The 21,602-nt window shown below is 59.2% G+C and carries 25 protein-coding genes; 15 read left to right on the forward strand and 10 right to left on the reverse strand.

Going from position 1 to position 21,602, the window contains the following annotated elements; genetic code table 11:
• Window positions 1-230 precede the first annotated feature (230 nt).
• Both ATY29_RS24915 and ATY29_RS24920 read left to right on the forward strand, forming a co-directional pair.
• Window positions 231-428, forward strand: a complete 198-nt coding sequence (locus tag ATY29_RS24915) for a hypothetical protein (protein WP_097537413.1) — start codon at window positions 231-233, stop codon at window positions 426-428.
• Window positions 429-493: 65 nt separating this feature from the next.
• Window positions 494-757 carry a hypothetical protein gene (locus tag ATY29_RS24920; RefSeq protein WP_244597441.1) on the forward strand — a complete coding sequence of 88 codons (264 nt, stop codon included), beginning with the start codon at window positions 494-496 and terminating at the stop codon, window positions 755-757.
• A gap of 130 nt (window positions 758-887) precedes the next feature.
• Here the strand turns inward: ATY29_RS24920 and ATY29_RS24925 are convergent, their stop codons facing one another.
• From ATY29_RS24925 to ATY29_RS24955, 8 genes are all read right to left on the reverse strand, one after another.
• Window positions 888-1,433, reverse strand: a complete 546-nt coding sequence (locus tag ATY29_RS24925; RefSeq protein WP_097537414.1) for a hypothetical protein — start codon at window positions 1,431-1,433, stop codon at window positions 888-890.
• Complete coding sequence (locus tag ATY29_RS24930; RefSeq protein ID WP_097537415.1) at window positions 1,433-3,091, reverse strand: AAA family ATPase; 1,659 nt, start codon at window positions 3,089-3,091, stop codon at window positions 1,433-1,435. Before ATY29_RS24930 ends, ATY29_RS24925 begins: the two co-directional genes overlap by 1 nt.
• Window positions 3,092-3,226: 135 nt before the next feature.
• Window positions 3,227-4,033, reverse strand: a complete 807-nt coding sequence (locus tag ATY29_RS24935) for a DUF1376 domain-containing protein (protein ID WP_097537416.1) — start codon at window positions 4,031-4,033, stop codon at window positions 3,227-3,229.
• Window positions 4,017-4,274: a hypothetical protein gene (locus ATY29_RS36500; RefSeq protein WP_133118212.1), complete on the reverse strand. Its 258-nt coding sequence runs from the start codon at window positions 4,272-4,274 to the stop codon at window positions 4,017-4,019. Before ATY29_RS36500 ends, ATY29_RS24935 begins: the two co-directional genes overlap by 17 nt.
• Complete coding sequence (locus tag ATY29_RS24940; RefSeq protein WP_097537417.1) at window positions 4,267-4,467, reverse strand: helix-turn-helix transcriptional regulator; 201 nt, start codon at window positions 4,465-4,467, stop codon at window positions 4,267-4,269. The genes ATY29_RS36500 and ATY29_RS24940 overlap by 8 nt, the downstream gene beginning before the upstream one ends.
• Before the next feature lie 133 nt (window positions 4,468-4,600).
• Entirely contained in the window at window positions 4,601-5,641 is a 1,041-nt protein-coding gene (locus ATY29_RS24945; protein ID WP_097537418.1) for a hypothetical protein, read from the reverse strand.
• A complete protein-coding gene (locus ATY29_RS24950) occupies window positions 5,634-6,812 on the reverse strand; it encodes a tyrosine-type recombinase/integrase (protein WP_097537419.1) in 1,179 nt (392 codons plus the stop codon). The genes ATY29_RS24945 and ATY29_RS24950 overlap by 8 nt, the downstream gene beginning before the upstream one ends.
• A gap of 319 nt (window positions 6,813-7,131) precedes the next feature.
• Window positions 7,132-7,428, reverse strand: a complete 297-nt coding sequence (locus ATY29_RS24955; RefSeq protein WP_025417519.1) for a DUF982 domain-containing protein — start codon at window positions 7,426-7,428, stop codon at window positions 7,132-7,134.
• Window positions 7,429-7,757: 329 nt separating this feature from the next.
• On the opposite strand from ATY29_RS24955, the gene rfbF reads away from it, so the two are divergent.
• From rfbF to ATY29_RS24995, 9 genes are all read left to right on the forward strand, one after another.
• The gene (gene rfbF, locus ATY29_RS24960) at window positions 7,758-8,531 is read left to right on the forward strand and encodes a glucose-1-phosphate cytidylyltransferase (RefSeq protein ID WP_097537420.1); all 774 of its coding nucleotides are present in this window, start codon (window positions 7,758-7,760) and stop codon (window positions 8,529-8,531) included.
• On the forward strand, window positions 8,522-9,583 hold the full coding sequence (gene rfbG / locus ATY29_RS24965; protein WP_097537421.1) for a CDP-glucose 4,6-dehydratase: 1,062 nt from the start codon (window positions 8,522-8,524) through the stop codon (window positions 9,581-9,583). The genes rfbF and rfbG overlap by 10 nt, the downstream gene beginning before the upstream one ends.
• Window positions 9,583-10,818 (forward strand): class I SAM-dependent methyltransferase, encoded by a 1,236-nt coding sequence (locus tag ATY29_RS24970; protein ID WP_025417517.1) that lies wholly within the window; start codon window positions 9,583-9,585, stop codon window positions 10,816-10,818. Before rfbG ends, ATY29_RS24970 begins: the two co-directional genes overlap by 1 nt.
• Window positions 10,815-11,357: a dTDP-4-dehydrorhamnose 3,5-epimerase gene (rfbC, locus tag ATY29_RS24975; RefSeq protein WP_003571044.1), complete on the forward strand. Its 543-nt coding sequence runs from the start codon at window positions 10,815-10,817 to the stop codon at window positions 11,355-11,357. The genes ATY29_RS24970 and rfbC overlap by 4 nt, the downstream gene beginning before the upstream one ends.
• Entirely contained in the window at window positions 11,354-11,860 is a 507-nt protein-coding gene (locus tag ATY29_RS37875; protein ID WP_244597442.1) for a glycosyltransferase family 2 protein, read from the forward strand. Before rfbC ends, ATY29_RS37875 begins: the two co-directional genes overlap by 4 nt.
• Window positions 11,857-12,591, forward strand: a complete 735-nt coding sequence (locus ATY29_RS37880; RefSeq protein WP_244597443.1) for a hypothetical protein — start codon at window positions 11,857-11,859, stop codon at window positions 12,589-12,591. Before ATY29_RS37875 ends, ATY29_RS37880 begins: the two co-directional genes overlap by 4 nt.
• 76 nt (window positions 12,592-12,667) lie before the next feature.
• Window positions 12,668-13,816 carry a DegT/DnrJ/EryC1/StrS family aminotransferase gene (locus ATY29_RS24985; protein ID WP_003571048.1) on the forward strand — a complete coding sequence of 383 codons (1,149 nt, stop codon included), beginning with the start codon at window positions 12,668-12,670 and terminating at the stop codon, window positions 13,814-13,816.
• A 32-nt stretch (window positions 13,817-13,848) separates the two neighbouring features.
• The gene (locus tag ATY29_RS24990; protein WP_003571050.1) at window positions 13,849-14,607 is read left to right on the forward strand and encodes a cephalosporin hydroxylase family protein; all 759 of its coding nucleotides are present in this window, start codon (window positions 13,849-13,851) and stop codon (window positions 14,605-14,607) included.
• A 24-nt stretch (window positions 14,608-14,631) separates the two neighbouring features.
• Complete coding sequence (locus ATY29_RS24995) at window positions 14,632-15,306, forward strand: GNAT family N-acetyltransferase (RefSeq protein WP_003571052.1); 675 nt, start codon at window positions 14,632-14,634, stop codon at window positions 15,304-15,306.
• Window positions 15,307-15,311: 5 nt separating this feature from the next.
• Here the strand turns inward: ATY29_RS24995 and ATY29_RS25000 are convergent, their stop codons facing one another.
• Window positions 15,312-15,644: a hypothetical protein gene (locus tag ATY29_RS25000; protein WP_003571054.1), complete on the reverse strand. Its 333-nt coding sequence runs from the start codon at window positions 15,642-15,644 to the stop codon at window positions 15,312-15,314.
• A gap of 58 nt (window positions 15,645-15,702) precedes the next feature.
• Entirely contained in the window at window positions 15,703-17,322 is a 1,620-nt protein-coding gene (locus ATY29_RS25005; RefSeq protein ID WP_097537422.1) for a GumC family protein, read from the reverse strand.
• A 136-nt stretch (window positions 17,323-17,458) separates the two neighbouring features.
• On the opposite strand from ATY29_RS25005, the gene ATY29_RS25010 reads away from it, so the two are divergent.
• The 4 genes from ATY29_RS25010 to ATY29_RS25025 form a co-directional block, all read left to right on the forward strand.
• Complete coding sequence (locus tag ATY29_RS25010; RefSeq protein ID WP_097537423.1) at window positions 17,459-18,505, forward strand: glycoside hydrolase family 5 protein; 1,047 nt, start codon at window positions 17,459-17,461, stop codon at window positions 18,503-18,505.
• A gap of 2 nt (window positions 18,506-18,507) precedes the next feature.
• A complete protein-coding gene (locus ATY29_RS25015) occupies window positions 18,508-19,776 on the forward strand; it encodes a hypothetical protein (protein ID WP_025417511.1) in 1,269 nt (422 codons plus the stop codon).
• A 165-nt stretch (window positions 19,777-19,941) separates the two neighbouring features.
• Entirely contained in the window at window positions 19,942-20,958 is a 1,017-nt protein-coding gene (locus tag ATY29_RS25020; protein ID WP_003571062.1) for an acyltransferase family protein, read from the forward strand.
• 307 nt (window positions 20,959-21,265) lie between these two features.
• Window positions 21,266-21,602: ACT domain-containing protein (locus ATY29_RS25025; protein WP_342210731.1), on the forward strand; the 337-nt coding region annotated here is incomplete at its 3' end.

Below are 21,602 nucleotides of genomic sequence, written 5' to 3' on the forward strand. Positions count from 1 at the left end.
ATTCGTCGGGAGCAATTTAGATGAGGCAATAACCCATTCTCAGGGAGCAGTTCAGGCGAGGCAATGCGCATTCGGCGTCACAACTGCAGCCCGCGAGGCCGGAGCAATCGAAGGGTCCATTTGAGTTTTCCTTGTGAGAAGCAGGCGGGCGCGCAGTCAGCGCCAGGTCTCTTGCAACCGACGGTGACTTTTCTAGTTCAAGGCGCGGACAACTAACCTTGGAGGATGAGATGAGGCTGGTGCCATTCCATTACGCGGGCACTAACAACCCGATAATCTACATCAATCCGGAGCATGTGGTCGCGGTCAGGGCATTCACCAGCAGCACACACATCTATGTCAGCGTGCTGGGTAAAGATGCCAGCCCGAGTTATTATCCCGTCAGAGAGTCGATTGAAGAAGTCGTTAAGCAACTCACTGGAGCATAAAACCAGCAGCCTACCAACCACAACCGGTGACTATCACTGTCACTGACAGATCAAAGGAGCCTTTGATGACGACGGACAAGCGAACGGACCTTCACCGGGCAAAGGTCGGCGTATCTATCCTCGCGACCTGCATTGTGCAGACGATGAACGAGAGCGATCCAACCTTTACCGACAGGTTCCTTCAGCGGTTGAGTGCAGCCTACTCCGATCTGAAGGACAATACCGATGGCGATGTGATGGAGCAGTTAGAGCTTCTTTCCTGGACACGCAGCCTTCTTACCGGCTTTGACCACATACATGGCCAGGGGAAACCTTTCCTCGCAGATTAGGTGTCATGTTGGAAGTGTCAGGAAGGAAAGCTCAGCTGGCTTGCAGATGATGACGTCAAGCATCTCGCGTCTCGCAAATCACCACTATAGCTAACCTATACCCGCTTCGTTATAACCGCGCAAGAGGAGGTCAGGCGCTCTTGCGTTGCGTTCCACGGTTTTCATAGCCCCAGCTGCGGGCAAGCTCGTCGAGCCCGTCCTTTAGATAATCTGTAAGCGTCGTGCGCTCTCGGTGGCTGGTTGCCAGCTCCTGAATCGCATACCCTTCCCCGGCGATCTTGCTCATAATGCCATAGGCTCGGTTGCCAAGGGCTTCGCGGGCCATCTTTAATTCGAGGCCGGCGCGGATCTGCCGTTCTGTAAGAGGCTCGCGTGGACCGCCACCATCGACAGGCTCGCGGCTGTAGTCGAACGATCCAGCACCAGCACCACCCATGGCCTCCCACAACGAGCGGAAGCGATCAGCCGCCCTCACCTGTGCCTCATTGATATGCCCGCGAGCTGCAAGCGTGGCGATGGCACTTTCCTTGATGTTGACCTGGGCCTTGATCTTGACCGGGTTTGTTTCGGCCGCATCGTGAGCTCGGGAATGGAAAGGATTGTCGACGTACACATTCGCCAACGTGGTCTTCGGGCGCCACACCAGTTCGACCTTTTGCTTTCTCTTACCGGCCATTAGTACTCCTTCCCCTGATAGGCATTGGATCTTGGTTGTCTTGGCGGCTGGTATTCCTGCTCGCCACGGGCCGATTTCCACAGCGGGGCGAGACCGTTCAAAGATTGATATCCTTCGATCTCAGGCAGGTATTGCAGCGTCACGTCGCCTTTGCGACCCGACCAGGAGAAGCGGGCCTTTTTGACCCAAACGACCGTTTCGTTCAGCTCCGGATCGGGGACATCGATCACAACACCATGATCAGGCTTGTTGTACCAGGCTGCCGACCCCTCGATGTCGTACATAGTCGGCGTTCTGGCCTCGCCGCCCTTGCCGAGATCCTTTGTCGGATGTGCTACGACGATCGCCAAGACTTCGTGCCGGAGGGCAAACTTTCGAATTTGCCGCAGAGCCCGGTTGATGTATTGCGTTTCGCTTTCGTTGCGCGGCCGGTAGTGCTCAACCTCGTTCCAGGGATCGATGACCAGAACCTTGATCGCGTGGCGAATGACTGCGTCCGCGGCGCGATCGAGCAGCCATTCAAGCGTCATGTCGTCGTCGGTCTCGGCAGTTGGATCTGCATCGATGAAAACGAAATGCTTCTGAATGAAGACATCCGCATCTGCGACGAGATCCCGCGTCCATTGCTTCGTTTCGGTCCCCGTAGCTGCCAGCCTGAGCTTGAAGCGAAGAGCCGGCACCGTCGGTATTTCGAACGAGGCGACTCCGACGCGCCAACCGTGGGCTCGGGCGAGGTTCACGCAAAGATTCATGGTCCAAGTTGACTTCCCGTGCCCCGGAATCCCGGTCACCACGAGCAGTTCGCCGAGCCAGAGCTGAAGGTAGGGATCAAGGTCGGGCCAGCCCGTCGAGTAGGTTTTCGGCTCGTCGAGCTCCGGATAATCGGAGAGCAGATATACGCCCCTCACCGGATAGGGCTTAGCCTCGGCAATCACGCGTACGACGGCATCGGCGCCGTGCCGCATCCTGACATCGTTCAGATCCTTGCAGCCCTCGGGATAAGTGACGAAAGCGCAGCGTGCCGCACCTAGGCGGCGAACCAGTTCTGCTGCCAACCGTCGGCCGGGTGGATCGTTGTCGACGGCGAGGATAAAGCGCTTTATCCGCTTGATGCGATGGCGGTTGTTGAAGACGAACTCGAATTTTCCGTGGCTGTCGTCATCCGGAACGGCATCTTCGAGCTGATCTGGATCTTCGCCCTCCCGCACGGGCGGCGCGCCGTCCGGGACGCTGACGGTGGTATGGAACCCGCAGTCGATCGCGGTGAGGCCATCAATCTCACCCTCCGTGATGATCAGGGCCTTATGGCCGTCCTCGAGCGCTGGATCATCCATGCAGTCGGCGTTCCAGAACGTTTTCCGGCCGCCCTTGCGCTGCCAGAATTTCTTGCCTGGCGCCCGGTACTTTTCGCCGACTGGCCGGCCGCCATCAATGAACGGGAAGACGACGATGTTCCCTGACGGGTCCGGCTCGACGGTGATTTGACCATCAGTGCCGGTAACGGCCCTACCCGTATAGGCTCCGGAAAGTACGGCGACCTGTGGGTCGATCTGTCGGTTTTGGAATGCCAGTGCGCCCGCCGGGCCGAGAGTGTTGGTCAAAGAAATCGCCTCCATGGAAGCCGCAATGGTGACAGTTGAACTGGACGCCTTCAGCATCGACCCGGACCGACAGACAAGGCTCACGCTTGTTGCGCCGGTTCGACGAGCATTTCGGGCAGGTGGTTTTCTGGTTGCCGGCGCCAATGCGCTTGAGCCGGATTCCATGTTCGCGGAGGATCTGATCGATCGTTTTCATATTCGGGGATCGGGCCGGCGGCCGCCTCCTCGGTCGCGAACCGCTGCGGCAGTGCTGACGCGGTCGACCGCCGCTCGTTCTTTTTTCGCCAAAGCCCCGCTGACGGCAGCAAACCATCGTTTGCCCTTGCTGCCCGCCCATTCGTCCAGTGCCAAAAGCTCCGCCTCGAGGGAAATATGCGGGAATGCCTTCCGCCACTGCTGCAGGTGAGCTGGTGACAACCGGATCGTCTGCGCTTCGAAGGCAAAAACCTGAGAAATCGAAGGGGCGGCGGCAACAACATCGTCAGATGTTGTATTATCTTCTATTCCCTTCTCTTCCCTTCCCTTCCCTTCGTGCTCTGTTACAGAGTCAGTGACATTCTCTGTCACAGCGTCTGTCACAGCGTCTGTCACAGCGTCCGTCACAGTGTCTGTCACACAAGACTGGCGTTTGGATTCGCGCGCCTCCCGAGCTGCTACAGTGCGGAATTTGTTCACCCGAAGCTTCCCGACGGCATCTGTCGCAATCTCTGTGACTGTGCTGTGCCACACGCGTCCGTCGCGGCGATCCCAGCCCCTCAGGATGTCGTCCTTCAGCTCTTCCCACTTCTCAGGCGAGCACATGGCGGCATCGGCCAAAACGTCGTCATCGTCCTCAATGCTGCCGGCAGGTATCTCGTGCCAGGCACGCATCCAGAGGTTCACCATGTAGAATGCTATCTCAGGATTTCGCTTGCAGCGAAGCCATGCCTTCGACTTGCGAAGGCGCTCGATCTGCAACGGCATGTATGGCAGCCGTTGCACGTCAAGATTTTCGTTCATCGTGGCGCGATCCCTCGATGCTACGGACCTTGCTACCTGGAAAAGTCACGACCTTTCTAAGTGGCGTTAGATCGGTTGGCGTCGTATCGCCTGCGAACAGAGCAAAGAATGTGCACCAAGCTAACGCCGCGGTGCGCCCATCCTGAAACTCAAGGGTTGAGTCCGCCCTGGCTTTGGCGGCCTTATAGGCTTCCCAAGCTTCGTTTTGTTCTTCAAACGAGGAAACCATCGGTTCAGCCATTGACCGAATTCCGCGCCACCTTGGCGGCCTCGATGGTCTTCTGGATGTCCGACAGAGACCAGCGCGAAAGCGTGCCGATCTTGAGGGGTTTCGGTACTGTGCCATCCGCAATGCGACGGTAAAAGGTGGCAGCGCTCACCCTCAGAAGCGCAGCCGCTTCTCTCTTCGAAAGTAAAGGATCATTGATTTGCATGTGGTCAACCCGTTTCCGTTTGAGACTGGTTGACCTTGTCTACTCCTGCGATCTTTCACAATCGAAAGAAGGCCCATAATGCAGCTACTTAGTCCGATACTCGGCTAGTCCTGCTAGGAATATTAGGCAAAATCTATGCAGAGTTTTGGGCAATATTATTGGGCTTTTTTGATGTCGCCGCGTCGTCTATCTGCATAAGATATCGTTGGATCGTGCTGCGCTTTATGTCTTCGCGGAAGGCAGTCTTAACGAAGTCAGCAACTTCCTGAATCAGTGCCTCTCGCTTCGCGGGGACATCCCCCTTCCTTATCCTCTCGCCGAAGTAATTTTGAACAACCGACTTTATCGCGCCATCGCCTTTCAACGGTCTTCCCGGTGATCGACCCTCTGCGCGAATAGCCTTTTCACCGGTGTTTTCATTGGCAAAAAGTGCAACCCCTGGGAAGATTTTGACCATCTCTACCAGGACCGGCTTACAAATCGGCTCGGGGAACAATCGCAGCACATCGCCTGTGTAGACTTGAACGGCCTTCATAGTGTCTCGGCCGTGCTTCAGTGTACTTTCTTCCCAGTTGAAATTTCTCAGGGACCATTTCGATTTTTCGATGGTAACAAATTCTCCCTCGTCGGGAACATCGTCCTTGTCTTCATGGATTTCATTTCGACTCCCTTCTTCATACTGGCGCCAACCAATAGCTGTTAGCTGGCCGGATGAGAGAGCTTGGAATAAATACGCTCTTGCGTTATCCACCGCCGTACTGGTTTGGTCCTCAACACTTCTTCGCCACTCCCATTCAGCGGTTTCACGCTTCAAGTCCGCAATTTTGCCCTGGACATACCGCACCTCATCTTGATCGCCATCGCTGATCCTCTCCGCGAGGATCTGTTCCCATCTGCCGACCTGATCTGTGTAGTCGCCGCCGGGAGCCTGCAAGTATCGCTCATAATCAACTTCTATTCCCAGCGATCGGAATTCGAGTTCGGTGTAACCAGTATCGAATTCCCAGACGGCACCGTTAAAGCGCGCGTCAGAATCCTTTCTCCGATCAACATCCCGATTTTCATCAATGCTCTCCTCAACATTCATCAAGACTTCGGGGATTCTGCCGAAGCTCAGCCAGTAGGCGACCTCTTGGATGTAGCAAGTCTCGGGCCACTCGGCGTGCTTAAACATTTAGAATTGCTCCATTTGTCACGTGTTTTGCCCATCGCTCCAGCAAATTGCGGCGCTGCTCTAAGAAATCGGTACGCCTGTAAGCTCGCTCGACTGCCCCACCGACAATATGACCGAGCATTGTTTCGGCTACATCGTGGGGGGTTTCGGTCGCTTCAGCTATCCAGTCACGAAGGCTAGATCGAAAGCCGTGCGGACGCGCCTCGAGCTGCGCTCGCTCCATCAGCCGGCCCATGGTCATATCGCTGATGACGCCGCGCTTCACACTCGGGAAAAGGAATCCATCACGCGATAGCTTTCGCGCTTGCTCGACAATCGACAGCGCCTCCTCCGAAAGCGGGACGCGAAAGTCTGGCGTCTTGTCCTTCCGGCCTTTCATAGCGTCGCCTGGGATAGTCCAGATATCGCCGCTGATCTGGCTTTCGTGGAGGAAGCGCAACGGGCTCGATCGAACGCCAGTGAGGATGAGAAGGCGCAGGGCGAGATGCGTTACGCTTTCGTCCGCCAAGGTGCCGTAGAAGCCCGGGACCTCACGCCATGCCATGGCTGGGATGTTGGACGGCTTGTGGCGTTGTTGGCCGAGAAGCGCGCGGGCTTTGTCCGGCGCCTGAATGTCCACATCAAGGCCGAGAGCCGCGGCATGCTTGAAGCAGATACTGAGACGGTTGAGAGCCTTCCGTGCCGTCTCGGCTTTCTTGTGCCAGATAGGCGTTAGCGTGTCCCTGATATCGATCTGGTCGATCTCGGCGACGGGGACCTTGCCAAGCTTCGGGAGAACATGAAGCTTTAACGGGGTAAACCAGCGTCCGGCGGTACCGTCACCCTTCAACTCGGCCTTACGGCTTTCGAAGGCGTCTTCCGCAATTTCCTCAAGTAGGTGGAGATGCCTTGCGGCCTCTCGCTTAAGCCGCTCTCGCTCCTTGATCGGATCGATGTTTTGCCGAGCGACCGCGCGCCATTTTGCTGCCTCGTTGCGGGCTTCTTTAAGAGAAACCTCCGCGGCAGAGCCTAAACCCATCTCCCGGCGCCTGCCATGAACGGTAACGCGAAGCACCCATTGTCCGCCGCCGTCCTCTCGCTTATGGAACCAGAGCCCGCCCCCATCAGCGTGTTTGCCAGCAGCGGCGTTTCTTACGGACAAGGCTGTCAGCTTGTTTAATTCACGCCCCATCTATCCACCTTTCAATCCACCCAAAGCTGGGAGATTTATTGCAATCTGGTGATACATCATGAGTCGTACACGTACAAGTAACCAACTGAAAAGAAACAAGTTTGATAGATGTTGAGACGCGGTGATATTAAATGATGTTCGAGTCCTGTGCCTCTTCTGGGCACCATTCCCGTTTCAGGCCGCTAAAAGCGGTCCAGAAACAACCCAAAGAAGCCCGGTTTACCGGGTTTTTTATTGCCTGATGTCTAAATGACGTTCCCTACCATCCAGACACTTTGTTGGCAGCATCGAAGCGGTCCGTCGACGGGTCGATGTTCGCTCACGCGGCCATATGGGGCGCCGTCTTGCGGCTATCGGGAATAACGGTCAGAACCCCCATGCCGGCTTCCCTGGCGGCGCTGAGAAGCAATTCCCGGAGTTCGTCCATGCCGATCTGGCCGATGATGGCATCGGCACAAGCCTTCACGGCGACCACATATTCCTCTCCGTCTTCAAACGGCCAGTCCACCATCAGCACTTCGGCGGCGTCGCGCAGCGTCCTGACGATCCTGCGCTTTTGCCGGCCGCCGAGAAAGAGAACAAGAGGCGCAAAATCCGCCGATGTGTTCCATTGCATGGCACTTTCTCCCCAAGGGTTAGAATATTAGTAACAATGCAAGAAGCGTGCCGTCAACCGGTCCTCTCGCGAAGCGGCCTTCACAACGCTCATGTTAACTTCGGCCGCTCCGGAAACCCTCGACGCTGTTCCTGATGCCGGTCACGGCGTTGCCGCCGGCGCGAGCCGGCATCCATGAATCCGAGGCCCGTTCCAGTGCTGCAAGCCTCGCACAAGAACGAAATCGGATACCGGGAGAAGGATGAAATACCGCCGTTCCGTCTGAAAAGAGCCCGGGCGGCTCAAAGATGGACGGAAAGCTTGGCTAGACACTCTGGAGTTCGCTTGGGATGAAAGTCGTAATTCTCGCCGGTGGCCTTGGCTCTCGTCTTGCCGAGGAAACCAGTATCCGCCCCAAGCCTCTGGTCGAAATCGGCGGCATGCCGATCCTCTGGCACATCATGAACATCTATGCCCATCACGGCCTCGACGATTTCATTATCTGCGCCGGCTACAAGGGCTATATGATCAAGGAATATTTCGTAAACCTTGTTCTGCACCACAGCGACATCACCGTCGATCTCGGCGCCAACAGCATCAACTATCATGGCGGCAAACGACCGAACTGGCGCGTGACCGTGGTCGATACCGGCATGCATTCGATGACTGGCGGCCGTCTCGGGCGCATTCGCGACCATCTGACACCAGACGAACCCTTTTGCATGACTTATGGCGACGGCGTCGGCGACATCGACATTGCCGCCGAAGTCGCCTTCCATCGCGATCACGGCCTGAAGGCGACGATGTGTGCGGTAACCCCGCCTGGACGTTACGGCGCCACGAATATCGAAGGCCAGTACATCACCTCCTTCGTGGAGAAACCGAGAGGCGACGGCCAGCGTATCAACGGCGGCTTCTTCGTGCTCGACCCTTCCGTGGTCGATCTCATCCCAAGCGACGACACGATTTGGGAAGCCGGGCCGCTGGAGTGGCTTGCCGCCAACAACCAGCTTGCCGCCTTCAAGCATGACGGCTTCTGGCAGCCGATGGACACGTTGCGCGAGCGCACCCATCTGGAAGAACTCTGGAATTCCGGAAAGGCGCCGTGGAAGCTATGGGCCTGACGGACTTCTGGAAGGGGCGGCGGATTTTCCTCACCGGGCACACCGGCTTCAAGGGTTCTTGGCTTTCCCTGTGGCTGGAGCGGCTCGGCGCAGAGGTCACCGCGGTGTCGCTGGCGCCCGAGACCGAACCGTCGCTCTACCGCAAACTCGCTCCCTGGGACGATCGCCGTCATCATATCGTCGATATCCGCGATGGCGAGGCGCTTCTTGCTCTCTCCAGCCGCTTCGAGCCGGAAATCGTCATCCATATGGCCGCGCAGGCGCTGGTGCGGCGCTCCTACGAGAACCCGGCCGAGACCTTCTCGACCAACGTCATGGGAACGGCAAATGTCCTCGATGCCGTCAGGCAGGCGCCCACCGTCAAGACCGTGCTCGTCATCACTTCGGACAAGGTCTATGCCAATAACGGCAGCGGAATCCCGTTCGTCGAGACCGATATACTCGGCGGCAAGGATCCCTACAGCAATTCCAAGGCCTGCACCGAGCTGGTCTGCCAAAGTTACCGTGACAGCTTCTTCAAGGGACGCGATCTCAGGCTCGCCACGGTGCGCGCCGGCAATGTCATCGGCGGCGGCGACTGGTCCAGAGACCGGCTGATCCCGGATTTCATCCGCGCCTTCGAAGGCGGCGAACCGATCATGCTGCGCTATCCCGAAGCGATCCGCCCCTGGCAGCATGTGCTGGAACCGCTCGGCGGTTATCTCCGCTTCGCACAAGCGCTGACTGAGGACCGTGGCCGCGATTTGCCGGACGCCTTGAATTTCGGTCCGCACCCCGAGAGCTTCGCCACCGTTTCCGAACTTGCCGAGGCGCTCGGACGCGCGCACCGCGTCGAAGATGTATGGCGCCCGGCGCCGGGCGAACATCTGCCGGAAGCGCCAGCACTGACGCTGAGCTCGGCGCTGGCGCTCGACACCATCGGCTGGCGCCCGCGCCTCAGCCTGCAACAGACCATCGATTGGACTGCCGCCTGGTACAAGGCCAACCGCGAGGGCGAAGACATGCGCGCCTTCTCGCTCGGCCAGATCGCGGCATATGAGGAAACAGTATAATGACAGCTCACAATTGCCGGTTTTGCGACGCTCCGTTGAAGCATCGTTTTGTCGACCTCGGCTCGACGCCGCTCGCCAATGCCTATCTGACGGAAGAGCAGCTCATGCAGCCGGAGCCATCCTATCCGCTGCGCGCCTTCGTCTGCTCGCAGTGCTGGCTGGTGCAGGCCGATGCCTTCGTCCCGCCCGAGGACATCTTCAGTCACTATGCCTATTTCTCCTCCTACAGCGATAGCTGGGTGGAGCATGCCCGCCAGTTCACCCTCATGGCCCGCGAGCGTTTTGGCCTCGGCCCGACATCACAGGTCATCGAGGTGGCCAGCAATGACGGCTATCTGCTGAAACACTTCGTCGAGGCCGGAGTGCCGGTGCTCGGCATCGAACCGGCCGAAAACGTCGCCGAGGTCGCGCGTGACATCGGCGTACCGACAGAGGCGCGCTTCTTCGGCAGGGTAACGGCTGCGGATCTGGTGTCGCGCGGGCACGCCGCCGACGTCGTCATCGGCAACAACGTGTTGGCCCACGTGCCCGATATCAACGACTTCGTCGGCGGGCTTTCGGCCTTGGTGAAGCCCGACGGTGTCGTCAGTGTCGAATTCCCGCACCTGCTGCGGCTGATGGAAAACATCCAGTTCGACACTGTCTACCACGAGCATTTCTACTATCTTTCGCTGCTGGCCGTCGAAAAAATCTTCGCGGCGCACGGCCTCAAGGTGTTCGACGTAGAAGAACTGCCGACCCATGGCGGCAGCCTCCGGGTTCTGGCTTGCCGTGCAACGTCCAGCATTTACGCAATCGGGCGCGGCCTTGCCAAATTGCGCGCCGATGAGGCAGCGGCCGGCTTCGACAAGGTCGAGATCTACGAGGCCTTCCAGAACCGCGTAGCCCCGATCAAGGATGGCCTGCTCGCCTTCCTCGATCAAGCTAAACGCAGCGGCAAGAAGGTCGCCGCCTATGGCGCTGCCGCCAAGGGCAACACGCTGCTGAATTTCTGCGGCGTCGGCACGGATCTCATCGAATATGTCGTCGACCGCAACCCGCACAAGCAGGGGCATTTCCTGCCGGGGAGCAAGCTGCCGATCTACGCGCCGGAGAAAATGGAAGAGACGCAGCCAGATTACGTGCTGATCCTGCCCTGGAACATCAAGAACGAAGTCGTTGCAGCCAACAGCAGGATCAGCGCCTGGGGCGGGCGCTTCGCAGTTGCCGTGCCGGAATTGACGGTGCTCGGATGAAATTGCTTCCGACCGCGGTTTCGGGCGCCTTTGTCGTGGAAGTCGACGCGCGCTGCGACGACCGGGGAATGTTCGCACGAACCTTCGACGCCCAGACCTTCGCGGCGTATGGTCTCGTGCCCGTCTACCCCCAGTGCAACGTCTCCCAGAACCATAGACGCGGGACGCTGCGCGGCATGCACTACCAGGCCGAGCCGCGGCCGGAGGTGAAGCTGGTGCGCGCTACACGCGGCAGAGTATTCGACGTGGCGCTCGATCTCAGGCCAGATTCGCCGAGTTATCTCGAATGGGCCGCGGTGGAGCTCGATGCTAGCAGTCACAACGCCTTCTATATACCTGCCGGATGCGCACACGGCTTCCTGACGCTCGAGGATGACTGCGAACTCTTCTACCAGATGTCCGAAACCTATACACCGGAACTTGCCCGTGGCGTCCGCTGGGACGATCCCGCCTTTTCCATCGCCTGGCCGTTCACGCCGAGCGTCATCAGCGAACGCGACGCCGCGCTTGATAGCTACGGCCAGGAGACAGGCCTTTGAGCGGCATCAAACTCAGCATCTGCATCCCGACATATAATCGCGAAGCCTATCTCAGAAACTCCCTCACCTACTGCGAGAACGAATACAAGTTCGACTTTCCGTTCGAGATTGTCATCTGCGACAATGCCTCCACGGACGGCACGCAGCAGGTGGTCGAGGAATTCATCGGTCGCGGTCTGCCTATCCGCTACTACAAGCGTGAAACCAACGCCGGCGCCGGAGCAAACGTCACGAGCGCGCTGCGCCTCGGCAAGGGCGAATACCTGATCTACCTCGCCGACGACGACATCCTGATCGCCGATGCGGTGGCCGAAACCATCAGATATCTCGATTATAATCGGGAAGTGACCTGCGCCCATGCGCCGTGGTTCCTCTACGATGAGGTCGCCAAAACCGACATCGCGAAGTTCTACAATGTCACGAGGATCGGAAGTTTCCGCACGGCGCCTTCGGCGACGTCTTCCAATATATCTGCGAACGCCACATTTTTCCGGAAATCGTGATCTACCGCTCGTCGACCCTGCGGTCGGCCTGGATCCCGCGGGAATTCTGCTTCTACCCGTTCGCGTTCCTTGCGCATTTTCTCGATCAGGGCGCCGTGACTTTCCTGCAGCGGCCCTTCTACCGTTCTATCGCCAATTCGGCGATCGCCCGTGACCGCCCGCAGGAAGGTACCAACGACGTCATGACGAGTTGGGATCGCTATCGCGGCGGGCTTGAATATTTCCTCTATACGGCCGTCAAGCGCGGGGCGCTGATCCTCACGCCCGAGACGCGTCTCAAATATGACGAGATGTGCAGGATCTTCACGCTCAATCGCATGGCGGTCGCCTTCCGCTTCTGGGCGGTCCGCAAGAATTTCATCAAGGCCTATGAGCTCTATACCCGCATCATGTGGGGCGGGATGCTCGACCACCCGGAAATCCGTCCTTTCCGCGAAAGGCTGCCGCTGATGGTCTCGATTCAGACACTGGTCAGCGAGGTGAATTCGGCAATCGGCATCGATACGCTGCTTCTCGCTGGTTTCACAGAGGTGGCGGCCCTCGAAAATCTGATGCGCGAACTCGGGTTGAGCGAAAAGGTGAAAGTGACAAAGGAGCTCACAGACAGCCCGCTGGAAAGCACCGCTGTCTTCGTCAGCATCGCAAGCGACCGGGATTATTTTGTGGCAGTCGGCTACCTGCCCAATCTCGTCTTCCACGAGCACGATCTTGCCCGGAACATCATCATGTGAGCCTCGCGCCAGTTTCGGAAACTAGCGTCGTGGCGGGCGCCTGCGTCTTGATTTCAATTCAACAGAAATTAGCGGCATGACAAACAGGATCTTCTACACCAAGCCTTCCATCACCCAGCTTGAGACCGATTATGCCACGGATGCGGCGGCGACAGGCTGGGGCGCACGCTGCTACGACTACATCAACCGCTTCGAACGCGACTTCAAGACCTATCTCGGTAGCGACTTCGCCATCGCGACATCGAGCTGCACGGGCGCCATGCACATGGGCCTGGCTGCGCTCGGCATCGGCGAGGGAGACGAAGTCATCCTCGCTGATACCAATTGGGTCGCCACCGTTTCGCCGATCGTCCATCTCGGCGCCAAGCCGGTCTTCGTCGACGTGCTCCCGGATTCCTGGTGCATCGATCCAGGCGAGGTCGAGCGGCACATCTCCCCGAAGACCAAGGCGATCATCGCGACCCACATCTACGGCAATCTTTGCGACATGAATGCGCTGCTCAAGATCAGTAAGCGCACAGGCATTCCGGTGATCGAGGATGCGGCCGAAGCGATCGGCTCCGTCTCGCATGGCGGCCGCGCCGGCTCGATGGGCACCTTCGGCACTTTCTCCTTCCACGGCACGAAGACGTTAACGACGGGCGAAGGCGGCATGTTCGTCACCAACGACGCCGCGCTTTACGAACGGGTGCTGACGCTCAGCAACCACGGCCGCGCCCGCGGCCAGACCAAGCAGTTCTGGCCTGACGCGATCGGCTTCAAGTACAAGATGTCCAACATTCAGGCGGCCATCGGCTGCGCACAGCTCGATCGCATCGAAGAGCTCGTCGCCCGCAAGCGGGAAATCCTCGCCGCCTATATGATCCGTCTTTCCGCCCTGCCCGGCATCTCGATGAACCCCGAATACAACGGCACCATCAACGGCGCGTGGATGCCAACCGCGGTCTTTCATCCGTCGACGGGTATTACCCGCGAGATGATGCAGCAGGCGTTCGAGACCGCTAATATCGACGCGCGCGTCTTCTTTCATCCCCTCTCCAGCCTTTCCATGTTCGAGGATCGACCCGAGAATGAGAACGCCTGGAGCATTCCGGGCCGCGCAATCAACCTGCCCAGCTATCACGACATGAGCGAAGCCGATATCGACCGCGTGGCAGCAACGCTGCTCGATGTGGCCGATGGGCGAATCTATCACAACAGCACGGCATTGCGGCAGTCGGTCTAAGACAGCCCTACAGCGAAGGACAAAGAACAGTCATGACCATAAAGGACGATCGTCTCGAATTCGAAGCCCACAAGCGCGAAATGTCGCTTGCGCTCGGCAAGGACGAGGCAAGTTTCCAACAATCGCTGAACACGCTGATCGGGCTCGACAAATTCGACTACTTCTATCTCTGGTCGTGGATGGGCGTGCCGATCATCCAGCTTCCGGTCGATATACTGGCGACCCAGGAAGTCATCTGGGCGACCAAGCCCGATGTCATCATCGAAACCGGCATCGCGCGCGGCGGTTCGCTGATCTTCATGGCATCAATCCTCGCCGCCATGGGCAACGACAAGGCCAAAGTTGTCGGCGTCGACATCGACATCCGCGCCCATAATCGCGAGTCGATCGAATCTCATCCGATGTCGGGCCGGATCAAGATGATCCAGGGCGGTTCGGTTGACGACGACGTGCTTGCCGCCGTGAAGGCCGAAATTCCGCCGGGCGCCCGGGTGATGGTGGTGCTCGACAGCGACCATTCCTACGAGCACGTTCTGGGCGAATGCCGCGCTTACGGTCCGTTGGTAACGGAAGGCTGCTACCTCGTCGTCGCCGACACGCTGATCGGCCACCTGACCGAGGAACAGGCCTTCACTAAGCGCTCCAAAGTCTGGCTGCGCGGCAATGAACCGCTGAAGGCCGTCACTGACTATTTGACTGAAACCGACCGTTTCGAAGTCGACCCGGTTCTGAACGGCAAACTCGTGCTGTCTTCCTCGCCGGGCGGTTACTGCGTCTGCCGTAAGGCGTGAGCAGACAATCAGGGATCGTCGTTCATGGCGCAGGTCGATATCGTCAGCCTCAAGGATAATGCGGATCCGGCCAGACAGCTCCGGCTGCCGATCAGGGACGCTAGCGGCAGGCATGTGGGCGACCTGCAATGCATCGACAGGTCGCTGCTCGACGAGCCCGGCCTGATCGACGACCTGACGACGTGGCGCAACCAGTCGATGCCGTTTTTCCTCACCCAGTTCACCGCCACCGAGGAACGCACGCGGCGGTGGTTCGAAACCATCTCGCTGCCCGCAGCCGACCGAATCCTATTCGTCATTTGCGATCCCCATGGAAACCGGTTCGGCAATTTCGGCATCTGCAACATTCGGCCCGGCTCGGCTGAGTTCGACAACGTCATCCGCGGCCGGCCGAGCGATATCGGCAACCTGATGTTCCATTGCGGCATGGCGTTGCTGGAATGGATGTTTTCCGAGCTTAAGGTCAAAACTGCCGAGCTACAGGTCTTCTCCCACAATGAAAAAGCGATCGGTCTTTACAAGCGGCTGGGCTTTGCGACGACCGAAAGCCTACCGCTGCGGCGCGCCCAAGAAGAGGGTATGATCAAATATTCGATCGTCGACCGGTCCGAAGCAAATGCCGGCTTCGACTATCTGAAGATGGAGCTTCCAGTCGAACGTTTCCGGCAGTCGTCGCCTGGGCGTTTTCCAACCGCCTGAAGCGCCTACCGCACCGGCTGATAATGTCCGCGTAGCGGCACCTTGCCGCCCGTGGTGACAAAACCGTCGCGTTCGCAGACATACATCAGCGTCGGCATGCCGCCGGAGCGGAAGATCTCGTCGTAACGGCGGCGGATCTGGACGGTTTCGGTGCGGCAATTATAGGATTCTTCTTCTTTCTTGTCCGGCTGCGCCTTGACGCCGGGAAGGCCCTTGTAGGGATAGAGGGGTTGAACACCGGAATCGAGTGATTTCGTCCAGTCGACGGCAAGGGCGGACGAGGGGGCAAGGCCGGATGCGGCAACGAGCAATATCAGAAGCGTCATTACAAGCCGCATGGCACTCTCCTGCCGGCAACAGGCCGCTCTGCTGATGTAGGGAAAGCAAAAGCCGGCATCAAGCGGCCGCAGCGGGCGGCTTCCTGAAATAACTTCTGACAACGGGGTGGCCGAAGAGGCCTGCGAGGATCGCAAAACCGGCGCCCACGACGAAACCGGCAAGAAAACCGCCGATGATGCCGGCGACCAGCAGGATTTTCTTGCCCGGACCATCGGCCTTGACCGGCGGGTCGGCCGGCGAGATGACGCGAATGTTACTCCGGTTGAGGTTCTGCTCCTCGCTCGTCTGGCTGGAGCGCTTCAGAACCGTCTCGTAAATATCGCGTGCCGCCGTCGCCTTGCGCTGCAATTCGTTCAATTCAACCTGCTTGTCGGAGGTGCTCGCCTGCAGCGCCTTCTGCACGGCCAATTCCTTGGCGACGCTGTCTTCGGCGGCCTTGGCCTGCTCGTACTCGCCCCTTGCCGAGGTGGCGAGGCGCTGCAACTCGCCCTTGATTTCGCCTGATATGCTCTGCAGCGAGGAGCGGGCCGCTTGCAGGCGCGGATGGCGCGTGCCCATCTGGCTTTCAAGGCTGCCGACGGCGGCTGCCTGGGTGGCATATTGCTGGCGCAGACTGACTAGCGGCGAGGTGACGCCGCCTTCCGCCTGATTGCCGGCGACGATGTCCTCGACGCGGAGATTGGCGACGGCATCGGCGCGCGCCTTCGCCCGGATGGTCTTTTCCTGCGCCGTCACCAGCAGCGTGTTCAGCGAGACGAGCCGCTGATCGGAGATCAAATTGCCCTCGGTCGCGGCCATGTCATTGTCGGCGCGGAAGGTTTCGACAGCCTGCTCGGCCTCCAGTACCTTCCGGCGCAGATCGTCGAGGCGTTCGTCGAGCGTCGCGGAGGTGTTTTCGTAGATGCCGTTCGAGGCGCTGTTTTCTTCCTCGGTGAAGGAGGTGACGACCTGGTTGGCAAGCCTTGCGGATTTTTCCGGATCATTTGTCGTCGCGGCAAGCGAGACGACGTAGGTGGTGGCCTCGCGGGTGATAACAAGCGCCTTCTGCAGCGTACCGATCACGGCGGCGCCATCGGCGCGGCCGCCGGTGAATTCCGGATCCTGGTCGAGCTTCATGGCCTGGACGACGCGGCGCAGCACATTGCCCGAGGTCAGGATCTGCACCTGGCTGTCGATCAGCGTCGAGATCATTTCCGGCGAGGGTCCCGAAGATTGGGCACCCGGATCGGCAAGGCCGATCTGGCGCGGATCGAAATAGAGGCTGCTGACGGCGGTGAATTTCTGCCCGATGGTGGGCGCCACCGCCCCGCCGGCAACGGCGCCGAGAAGCGCCAGAGCGAGCACGACCAGCCGCCGGCTCCAGATCGCGGCGATACTGGAGCGGAGATCGAGAAGGGGCGCGTCAGGCTCAGATGGAGCGTTCGACGGCGCGTCGGCGACAGGCTGTTTTACGGGCTGCGGCGCCGGACGCTCCGATTGCCGGGTTTGCGCAACCCTTGCCGGCGGCGGCACAAAGGCAGGGGGGGCAGGAGGGGCGGGTTCAGGCAGCGGGGGGACGAAATCGTCCGGACGGACGACAGGACTGCGCAAACGCACGCCTTCAGGTGCAGTCTGAGACGGCTCAAAACTGCGCCAGCCAGGGAGCCGGCTTACCCTGTTCCTGTCATACTGGTTCATACGCGCACTCGTGTCCCGCCCAGCGTGAAAGACTGAAGCCGAGGTACCGAGACTTTAGAAATTCTTAGCTAACGGACCGTTAAAATGATCTCAGCGACATCAATGTTGCGATTTGACGCGATTGCGAGAGGTAGCGATGAGGGCGAGACGACATCTGACAGCGCTGCTTGCCGCCGCGCTCGTCCCCTCCCCGGCCCTTGCGGCCGACGCACCCTGTTACCGCGGCGTCAATCTTTCCGGCGGCGAATATGGGGAGCGCGGCGGCACCTACGATACCAACTACACCTATCCCAGCGAAGAGACGATCAGCTATTTCGCTAAAAAGGGCATGACGATCATTCGGCTCCCCTTTCGCTGGGAGCGGCTGCAGCCAGCGCTCGGCGGACGGCTCGACGAGGACGAGCTCAAGCGGATCAAGGATACTGTCGGCCTGATCCGCAAGCACCGCATGGCCGTGCTGCTCGACCCACATAATTTCGGCTACTACGACAAGACCCAGGTCGGCACGGCACCGGCGACGGATGCAACCTTCGCTGATTTCTGGGCAAGGCTCGCGGTCGAATTCGCCAATCAGGATGGTATTCTTTTCGGCCTGATGAACGAGCCGCACGACATCAAGGCGACAGACTGGCTCGATGCCGCCAATGCGGCGATCCGCAGCATCCGCGCCGTCGGCGCTCCCAATCTCATTCTGGTGCCGGGTACGGCGTGGAGCGGCGCTCACAGCTGGGAGAAGGACGTGATCGGCGGCGCCAACGGTACTGTCATGCTCGGCGTGCGCGATCCGCTCGATTTCTACGCCTATGAGGTCCACCAGTATCTCGACGTCGATTCCTCCGGAACCCACCCGACCTGCGAAGGTGCAGACGCCGCGGTCGAAGCGATCGCCGGCGTCACCGCCTGGCTGAAGCGGAACCACAAGCGCGGCTTTCTCGGCGAATTCGGCGCCGCCGCCGACAAGGACTGCATGAGCGGGCTGACCCAGATCTACGCTACCTTGACCGGCAATGGCGACGCCTGGCTCGGCTGGTCCTATTGGGCAGCGGGCGAATGGTGGCCGGCCAACGAGCCCTTCAACGTCCAGCCGCGAAAGAGCCCCGAGCGGCCGCAGATGCGGCTTCTGGCCGAGGCGGCAAAGGCTGACGCCGGCAATTGTTCCGCCGTCAAGCCGGCGAGGAAATGAAAATGTCGGTCCTCGACCAGACTGCAGCTTTCCCCGAAGCCGGCACTGTAGCCGGAAAAGCGGCGCGGATCGATCATACCTTGCTCTGGCTCGGCCTGCTGTCGGTGCTCTACAACGGCATTCTCGCCTTCATCAATCACAACATCGTGCCACTCTCGATGACGCATGTCGCCGCCAGCGAAGGGCTGATCATGGCGAGCGCCATCATCTACATCCTGCACAAGGGGATTTACGAGACCGATCTGCCGGCTTTCCTGTTCCTGCTGTTCACGCTTGTCGTGACCATCTATGTCAGCGTTCTCAACCGCATGCTGTTCATCGATCATTTCCGCAACATTCTGATCATCTTCTGCTTCTCCGGGCTCGGGGGCTGGAGCAACGAAAAGACGATGAAGCTCGCCTTTCGTTGCGCAAGCCTTGCCGTGCTGATCTTCCTGATCTTCGAGATCATCAGCGTGCCGTTCTATGTCAGCATCGTGCATCCGTCCGATTATTTCGCCAATACACGCGGGCTGTTGCCGCTCAGCTACAACACGACCGGCCTGTTTCAGAACGCGCTCGGTTTTCCCGAGCGCTTCTCCTTCGGCATCATCGACCACCGCTCGTCATCGATCTTCCTCGAACAGGTGTCGCTCGCCAATTTCTGCGGCGTGATCGCGATCTACCTGATTTCCATGTGGGAAAGAATAGGCCGCTGGGACCGGCTGCTGTTCATCGCCACGGCCGTGCTAATCCTGGTGACGAACGACACCCGCACGATGCTGATCTTCTGTTTTGCCTGCATCGCCGGCTATTTCGTCTTTCCGAAGATTCCGAAAAATTTCAATCTGGCGCTGATGCCGCTGATCGTCGCCGCGGGTTTTGTCGTCTACACCTTGAAACCCAATGCGACCGGCGACAATTTCACCGGCCGCATCAACCTGACGATGAAGAAGATCATGGAACTCGATCCGCTCGCCATCCTCGGGCTTTCGGTCGACCGGGTCGCCGAATTCGCCGACAGCGGCTATGTCTACCTGATCTACGCGGCGACGATCTTTGGCGTCATCGCCCTCTGGCTGTTCGTCTGCCTCTTTCCCGCCGGGCGCACGGCGGCGCAGCGACGCTGCGCCCATTCACTTTCTCTTTTCATTTTTCTGAATATGATGATCGGGGGAACCGCCGTTTTCTCGATGAAGATCGCCGGTCTCCTCTGGTTCGTCGTCGGATATATGCGCTTCCACGACAGCCCGCGCATCCGGCAGGGTGGTGCGGCAGATGTAGAGAGTTGACCGCAGCGGCCCGGTTGGGGCCGACGCGCGCGAGCCCTAGAACAGGATGATTTTAGGCCAGATCGACCTGAAATCATCCTGTTCTAAATCAAAGAAATAGAGCATGATGTCGTCCGAAAACCGCCCACAGTTTTCGGCATCATGCTCTGGGGAGCAAGACACCAGATGCTTGTCCAGCTTCAATATCTGCGCGCCGTCGCGGCGCTGATGGTCGTCTATTTCCACGCGATATTGCAGCTTGCCAAGGTCAATCCGGCGGTCGACGCCACCGCCTTCGTCTATGGTGAAACCGGCGTCGACATTTTCTTCGTGCTCAGCGGTTTCGTCATGTGGCTGACGACGAGCGGGCGGGCGATGAGCCCGGTCGATTTCGCCCGCCGGCGCATCAAACGGATCGTTCCGCTCTATTGGCTGGCAACGCTGTTTTCGGCTGCCGTGGCGCTGGTGTCCCCGTCACTGCTGAAATCGACGGTGTTCGACCTGCCGCATCTCATCGCCTCGCTGTTCTTCCTGCCGTGGAGCAATCCCGCCGATCCCGGCACGATCACTCCGGTGGTCGTTCCGGGCTGGACGCTGAATTACGAAATGTTCTTCTACTTCGTCTTCGCGCTGCTGCTGCCGCTCTCGGAAGTCCGTCGCATCCCGGCGATGTTTGCCGTTTTTGCCGTCATCCTGATCGTCTGCCGGCTCTCGCCGGAAACGACGGCCACCCGGTTTTACGGCGAGCCGATCATATTGGAGTTTCTCGCCGGCACCGTGCTCGGCTGGCTCTACGGGCAGAAGCTGCTTCTGCCGAACCGCTGGGCATGGGTGGTGTTCGCCCTGGGCTTTGCGTTCCTCTTCATCAACGAGGCGCTGATGCGGCCGGAAAGCCGGTTCTACGCATGGGGCATCCCGGCGATCTTCATCGTCTACGGCGCTGTTTCCATCGACTTTTCCAGGCTGCCGGTTCTGGGATGGCTGAACTATCTCGGCGACTGCTCCTACAGCATCTATATTACCCACGCCTTCACGCTGGCGTTCCTGAGGGTCGTCGCCGACCGCCTGCCGGTCGGCATCCTGCAGCAGCCGGTGCTCTTCGTGATCCTGGCGCTGGTGCTCTCGTCGATCGGCGGCGCCATCATCCATGAAATCACCACGCCGCGCCGGAAGGTGGCGGTCGCCAGCCGCCCGCCGGCCTAAAACATGTCGCGATCCCCTGGATTCGCTGACCGCGCTTCATTCCCGCATCTCGATGTCGCAAATTGCTCAACAGCTTTGCGCAACATGCTTTATTTCAGCCCCTGAGGCGAGAATACGCATCCCGGCGGCGCTGGCGGCACAGCGTTTCGCGCAACTTCTCCTAAGCTGACACTAGCGATGAGAGAACTTGCAGAACGTGATGGTTTGTCTTGCAATTTGTCGCAGGAATGAAAGCGCGCCGGCCTATTCGCGGCCCAGGCTTTGATCTAAGCACGGCGGCGGTCTTGGAGAGGGAAGAGGGAAAGACATGAGAAGCTATGTATTGACGGTATCCTCCAAATCGACGCGCGGCATCGTGGCGGCGATCTCCAGCTATCTGGCCGACAAGGGCTGCAACATCATCGACAGCTCGCAGTTCGACGATCTTGATACCGGCAAGTTCTTCATGCGCGTCTCCTTCATTTCCGAAGAGGGGCTGTCGGGTACCGAAATCGGCGCCGATTTTTCAGCGGTCGCCGCGCCCTTCGAGATGGACTACGAATTCCACGACAGCGAGAAGCGCATGAAGGTGCTCTTGATGGTGTCGCGCTTCGGCCACTGCCTCAACGACCTGCTCTACCGCTGGAAGATCGGCGCCCTGCCGA

This window comes from Rhizobium hidalgonense (assembly GCF_002914525.1).
In the GTDB taxonomy this organism is placed as follows: Bacteria; Pseudomonadota; Alphaproteobacteria; order Rhizobiales; family Rhizobiaceae; genus Rhizobium; species Rhizobium hidalgonense.